This window comes from Corallococcus aberystwythensis, from assembly GCF_003612165.1.
GTDB classification, from domain to species: Bacteria; Myxococcota; Myxococcia; order Myxococcales; family Myxococcaceae; genus Corallococcus; species Corallococcus aberystwythensis.
On sequence record NZ_RAWK01000428.1, the window covers coordinates 1 to 5,454 of the forward strand.

Below are 5,454 nucleotides of genomic sequence, written 5' to 3' on the forward strand. Positions count from 1 at the left end.
TGCGCGAATGCCTCCGCCGTGGCCCTGGGGCCGCTGGAGAGCACCTGCTACGCGCTCCAGGACGCGGCGCGCTGGTACCACCCCAAGGAGCGCTGCGCGCAGCTGGAATTCGAGTTGCTGCGGCTTTCTGCCCAGGTGGCTTCACGTCCCGGGCACCTGCTCCTCATCCAGTCGCTGCAGCGGGCCTTCCGGGGCATCGCGGACCGGCTGCTGCCCTTCATGGGCGGCGATGTGATGCGCCAGTGGGTCATCTGCGCGTTGGATGCGCTGTATGCGCGCGACGTGCAGGCGCTCCAGCACCAGCTGCCGGCGCTGATGAAGACGTACGATGAGCTTGTGCTGGACCAATTCGCTCCTGTCCCTCGGGAGCAGGCGGCCCCCGAGGCCCACCACGCTCAGGAGGGCAGCCCCGGCGCCCCCGCGTCAGACTCCGCGCAGGACCAGGTGCCGGAGACCAACTCTTGCGTTGCGCTGCATGACCCCGTCGATCCTGCGCCAGCCAATGCGCAGGACGATGCGTTCGAGCCACGCCTCGATGTTGATGAGCGTGGCCTCGGTTACCTCGCGCCAGCCGTCGAGGGTTCCGAGACGCTCGGGGTTTACCTCTGCCCCCAGCAAGAGGCCCTTGCCGGGAAGCCGGAATGCGAGGCGCCGCGGTTTCCAGCCGCCTCGGGGTGCATTCCCCGCGGGTCGACCGGGGAATGCGCCGCGAGGAACGTGCCGGGCGTGGCCTCGGGCAACCGGTCCGACTGTCGGACAGGTTGGGATGCTTCGTCTCCGGAGGGGGGCTTCCAGCTTGAAGCTCCTCATGCCGGCTCCCTCGGGGCGGTGCGCGAAGAGGGCGGACTGCTTCGCGGCACCTGGATTCCCTCGGGCCAGTGGGCTGTGCGCCTCTGGCGCTTCATTGCCCATTCCCTGGGATTGCCTGCTTCGTGAGCGTCGATGGACCTCGGGCGCTTCCGCCTGAGCCGGGTTTCCGCGCCGGAGGTGTCAACGAACTCCTGGTGACCTGCTCAGGCCCGGACCAGCTCGATGGGGCTGCCTTCGGGGACGTGCTTCATCGCCACGGAGTTCATGCAGTAGCGCAGCCCCGTGGGCGGCGGGCCGTCCGGGAACACGTGGCCCAGGTGGCCGTCGCAGCGCGCGCAGCGGACCTCGGTGCGGACCATCCCGTGCGACACGTCGCGGATCTCCGTCACGGAGTCCTCCGACAGCGTCTGGGTGAAGGACGGCCAGCCGGTGCCGGACTCGAACTTCGTCCCGGCCTTGAACAGGGGATTGTTGCAGCCCGCGCACACATAGGTGCCCGGCGTCTTGGTGCCAAGGAAGCAGCCCGACCCCGGATATTCGGTGCCGTGCTGCCGCAGCACCTGGAACTCCTCGGGGGTGAGGCGCTTGCGCCACTCTTCGTTGGAAAGGTTGAGCTTGTCCGCCATGGGGTCCTCCTCCACGTTTCGGGCCCTGAAGCCCGGAGCACGGCCTTGGATGCACCGTCGGCCTTCGCGTCGCACCCTACACCAGGCAGGCAGCGGGGCGGTCGGCCCCCTTGTCCTGTACCGCACGGCACACCGGGCCCGCCGGACCAGGGCTTGGAGGGCCGTGCGTCGGTTGTACTTCTTCCGCACGGGGTGCGTGCCACAAGGAGGCCTGCCGATGCGGATTTCGGAGCTGATGACCCGAGATGTTCAGACCATCGATGCGGACGAATGTCTGCGCTCCGCCGCCGAGCGGCTGGGCACCTCCAGTCTGGGGACACTGCCCGTCACGGACCACGGCCGGCTGGTAGGCCTGCTCACCGACTCGGAGCTGTCCTTGTGTTCCACCGTCCACGGCCACGACCCTGACGTCACCACCGTGCGCGAGGCAATGACGGCCTCGCTCGTCACCTGTCCGGAAGACGCACCGCTGGAGGCCGGCGAGCGCCTGATGGAGGAGCACCACGTGAGCCGCCTGGTGGTCGTGGACGCCGAGCAGCACGCTGTCGGCCTCCTGCTCCTGGACGACGTCGCTTCCGAGCCGTTCACGCTGCTGCAGCCTGGCGAGCCGCTGGAACACCTGAGCCTCTACTCCTGAGCCGCCAACAGGCCCGGCGCCCCCTTCTCGTGGGAAGGGAACGCCGGGCTGTTGACTCGCGTCCGGATGATCAGCCCGCCACGGCCGGCTGGCACGCGGCGGACAGCCACGCCACCGCGTCATCCCAGGGCAGGTCGCGCTGGGCGCCGTCGCGCTGGCGCAGGCGGACGCCCTTTGACTCCACCTCGCGGCCACCCACCACCGCGAGGAACGGCACGCCGTCCTCGTGCGAGCCCAGGACCTTCTTCGACAGCGATTCGTCCCGGACGTCCGCTCGCGCACGGCAGCCCGCCAGCCGCAGCCGTGCCGCCAGCGCTTCCGCGTACCCGGCGGCCCCCGCGCCCACGGAGGCCACCACCACCTGTTCGGGCGCGAGCCATGCTGGCAGCGCGCCTCCATGATGCTCCAGCAACATTCCGATGAAGCGCTCCAGGCTGCCGAACAGCGCGCGGTGAAGCATCACCGGGCGCAGGCGCTCTCCGGACGCGCCGACGTAGTGCAGGTCGAAGCGCTCCGGCAGCACCAGGTCCAGCTGGATCGTCCCGCACTGCCACGCGCGGCCCAGCCGGTCTTTCAGCACGAACTCCAGCTTGGGCCCGTAGAAGGCGCCCTGGCCCGGCTGGTCCTCGTACTGGAGGCCCGCGTGCTTCGCCGCGGACTGGAGCCACGCCTCCGCCTGGTCCCACAGCGCGTCACTGCCGGCGCGCATCGCCGGACGGCTGGAGAAGGCCACCTGCACGTCGTCGAAGCCGAAGCCCGCGTAGAACGCCTTGAGCGAGCGCACGAAGCGGATCACCTCCGCCTCCACCTGCTCCGCCGCGCAGAAGATGTGGCCGTCGTCCTGCGTGAACTGCCGCAGGCGGAACAGCCCGTGCAGCGCGCCGCTGGGCTCGCTGCGGTGCACCAGCCCGAACTCCCCCAGGCGCAGGGGCAGGTCGCGGTGGCTGGGCGCCATGCGCTGCACGAGCTGGATGTGGCCCGGGCAGCTCACCGGCTTGAGGGCCAGGTGCCGGTCGCCCTCCGGCATGCAGAACATGTTCTCGCGGAAGTTCTCCCAGTGGCCGCTCTGCTCCCACAGCGGCTGGGAGCACAGCTGCGGCGTACGGACTTCGCGGTAGCCCTCCTCGCGCATGCGGGCGCGGACGTGGTCCTCCAGGAGCCGGTACAGCATCAGTCCGCGCGGGTGCCAGAACACCATGCCCGCGGCCTCCTCCTGCAGGTGGAAGAGGTCCAGGCGCTGGCCCAGCGCGCGGTGGTCGTGTTCGTCGAGCATTGTCGTCTCCGTGTGTCGGTCGGGTGGAAGCTGCCGGAGCCGGACACGGGGCGTGTGAGGTTGCACGGTCGCCCCGGCCGGACTTCGGCGGGGCGGGAAACCGTGCGCTCGTCAGACCACCGACACGCGCACCGGACCCACGCCCGCCGAAGCGGTGGTGGTCGTCTGGGTCGCGGTGGTGTTGATGACGAGGTTCACGCGACAACAAGTGCTCCCGGACGCACGGAAAGTCAAGCCGTGCGCCGGGGCAGGGGGCTTCAGCCCAACAGGGCCAGCAGGCCGGCGAGGCCCACGAACAGGTAGAAGAGCGACTCGCCTGCGATGAGGCCGCCGCCCACCAGGGACATGGTGCTCATGTCCTCCGGCAGCACCGCCTCCCCGGGCGCGGGCTCCCGCCGGTAGCGCTTGGAGACCGTGTTGAAGACGGACGTGAGGATGCCGCCCATGCCGAACCAGAGGGTGGCCGGCAGCGCGATGAAGCCACCGAACGCGGTCGCGTAGGGGCTGGCCAGCAGCACCGAGTCCATCACCCAGCCCATGCCGAAGCCCGCGCGCGAGCCCTGCACGAAGCGCAGGTACTTGGGGTCGCGGCGGGCGACCTTGCGGATGACCTCCAGCGTGAAGCCGACGGACAGGCCCACGAGCAGCGCCGTCACCTTGTGCGCGGACAGCGTGCCCAGGTCGCGGATGGCACCCACGAACTTGTACGTCATCGCGGAGCCCCACTGGCCCACCTTCACGTCCGGGTGGTCCAGCTGGTTGACGGCCAGCACCGGGTAGGCGCCCATGAACACGCGCGCCAGCACCACGCACAGCACCGCGCCCATGAAGATGCCCAGCACCTGGTAGCGGAACTGCACCACGCGGTTGGTGCCCAGGCGCCACCCGGTGGAGCGGTCCTGCTGCATGTCGCAGCCCACCGACGTGGAGATGAGCAGGATGGAGGACGCCATCAGGCCCACCAGCGGATCCTTCAGGCCCAACAGCGACATCAGCAGCACCGACATCACGAAGGCGCTGGAGATGGGGTTGTTGTCGCTGATGCCGTAGGCGATGCCGTTGATGAGCACGAACAGCAGCGACAGCGCGAGCCCGAAGGCGATGAAGCCCGCGGGCTGGTGCAGCACCTGCGTGGCCACCACGACGACGGCCGCGCCCCAGCCCACCACCCAGGCGATGAGGCGGGGCACGTTGACCTTCTTCCACTCGGGCTCGGCGTCCGAGGGATCCTTCGCGCGGCCCCGGATGCGGTCCACGGCCTGCACCGCGAGCAGTGCCAGGTCCACCAGCGCCGCGCCGCAGATCATCGCCAGGGAGATGAGGAAGCCGATCTTCCGGTACGGATCATTGGGTCCCAGCCACCCGATGCTCCGCAGGTACGGCGTGATGGCGTAGCCGAAAATGCCCATGAGCATGGCGGGCACGGTGATGCGGCTGCCCACCACCATGCCGGCACCCACCGTGGAACTGCTGATGCTCAGCGCGCCAATGGCGGCCACCTTCTCCGTGAGCCACGCGGCCAGGATGCCCAGGCCGGTGCCACCGCCCAGCTTCGCGATGGAGGCCTTGAGCAGGCGCTTGTCCGTGAGCGCTCGCAGGATGTTGGCCACCGCGTAGCCGGACGGGTAGTCCAGCTGGAGCCGGTCCACCAGGAGCGGCGTGTAGAGCATGCCCACGCCCACGCCGAACATGCCCACGCACCCGACGAAGAGCATCAGCTGCCACGCGGGCGGCTGGGGCATGCCCAGCCACACCATGGACTGGATGAGCACGGACATGGCGCACAGCGAGGCCACCGACGCGGCCATCGTCTGCATGTAGTTGGCGCCGTGCTTGCCCTCCGCGCCGTAGCCGTAGGTGACCACGCTGCCGAGGATGCCGGAGAGCACCTGGCTGGCGACGAAGAAGCCCAGGCTGAAGTTCATGTACGACGCGGCCACGCCGCCCAGCGGGCCCAGGAAGAGGATGGCCACCGAGGCGAGCAGCAGGTGGTACTTCCACGTGCCCACGGCGGGCAGGAAGCGGAAGCGCGGCGCGACGGCGTCGGGCACGGAATTGAGGGGAGCGGAAGGCTCCGGCGGGAGCGGCTCGGCGGGGTGGGCCATGGG

General features: G+C 69.8%; 5 protein-coding genes. 2 read left to right on the forward strand and 3 right to left on the reverse strand.

What is annotated here, in order from left to right:
- Positions 1–936 (forward strand): GntR family transcriptional regulator (locus D7W81_RS39575; protein ID WP_120560504.1); only part of this gene is annotated, 936 nt, incomplete at its 5' end.
- Positions 937–1,013: 77 nt separating this feature from the next.
- Here D7W81_RS39575 and msrB read toward each other — a convergent pair.
- Positions 1,014–1,436 (reverse strand): peptide-methionine (R)-S-oxide reductase MsrB, encoded by a 423-nt coding sequence (gene msrB / locus D7W81_RS39580; protein ID WP_120560505.1) that lies wholly within the window; start codon positions 1,434–1,436, stop codon positions 1,014–1,016.
- A gap of 235 nt (positions 1,437–1,671) precedes the next feature.
- Here msrB and D7W81_RS39585 point away from each other — a divergent pair, with 235 nt between their 5' ends.
- Positions 1,672–2,073 carry a CBS domain-containing protein gene (locus D7W81_RS39585; RefSeq protein WP_244227754.1) on the forward strand — a complete coding sequence of 134 codons (402 nt, stop codon included), beginning with the start codon at positions 1,672–1,674 and terminating at the stop codon, positions 2,071–2,073.
- A gap of 70 nt (positions 2,074–2,143) precedes the next feature.
- Here the strand turns inward: D7W81_RS39585 and thrS are convergent, their stop codons facing one another.
- A complete protein-coding gene (gene thrS / locus D7W81_RS39590; RefSeq protein ID WP_120560507.1) occupies positions 2,144–3,346 on the reverse strand; it encodes a threonine--tRNA ligase in 1,203 nt (400 codons plus the stop codon).
- A gap of 257 nt (positions 3,347–3,603) precedes the next feature.
- Entirely contained in the window at positions 3,604–5,451 is a 1,848-nt protein-coding gene (locus D7W81_RS39595; protein WP_208721664.1) for an OPT/YSL family transporter, read from the reverse strand.
- Positions 5,452–5,454: the final 3 nt, after the last annotated feature.